Annotated in this window: 2 pseudogenes; both read left to right on the top strand. The window is 45.8% G+C overall.

Going from position 1 to position 722, the window contains the following annotated elements:
* Positions 1–532: pseudogene (locus EQY_RS0113465) on the top strand (phage tail protein); the annotation flags it as partial.
* 2 nt (positions 533–534) lie between these two features.
* Positions 535–722 (top strand): annotated as a pseudogene (locus EQY_RS0113460) (tail fiber assembly protein); the annotation flags it as partial.

Genomic DNA, 722 nt, shown 5'->3' with positions numbered 1-722 from the left:
AATTGCTTTCGGGGATAACGATACAGGTATAAAACAAAACGGCGACGGTATTCTGGATGTTTATGCGAATGGACAGCATGTATTTCGTTTCCAGAATGGTGTGGCGATAGCGTTAAAAAATATTCAGGCCGGAAATGCTAAAAAATTCACGTTATCCAGCGCCAAAAACTCCACGAAAAACGCAACGTTTAATTTATGGGGTAATTCATCCCGACCTGTAGTTGCAGAGCTTGGTGATGATTCCGGCTGGCATTTTTACAGTCAGAGGAATACGGATAACAGTATAACGTTCGCTGTAAACGGGCAGATGGTTCCATCAAACTACGGAAACTTTGATGCCCGCTATCAGACCAAAACAGGCGGTGTACAGGATGTGCGTCTGGGCAGTGCCATTGGTATTGGGCGTGGCGGGAACGCACCATCAGGTCACCTTATCAGCGGTCTTGATGGTGGTGAAAGTATGGACTGGGCCAATGCCCGCCCGGTGCAGGTTCTGATTAATGGCGTCTGGCGGAATGTAGCGAGTTTGTAATTATGATGCACTTAAAAAATCTTACGGTACAAAACCCTAAAACAATTGAGCAATACCAGCTGGCGCGACAGCATAAATTTTTATTGTGGCTGTTCTCCGATGATGGTCAGGAATGGCACGAAGCCCAGGAAAAATTTCAGCCAGACACTCTGAAAGTTATTTATGTTGAAACTGGCGAAGTGGTCTGGGT

The organism is Escherichia sp. TW14182 (genome assembly GCF_000208525.1).
GTDB lineage: Bacteria > Pseudomonadota > Gammaproteobacteria > Enterobacterales > Enterobacteriaceae > Escherichia > Escherichia ruysiae.
Note: the sequence above shows the minus strand (reverse complement) of the source record. Positions and strands in the feature narration are given on the sequence as shown.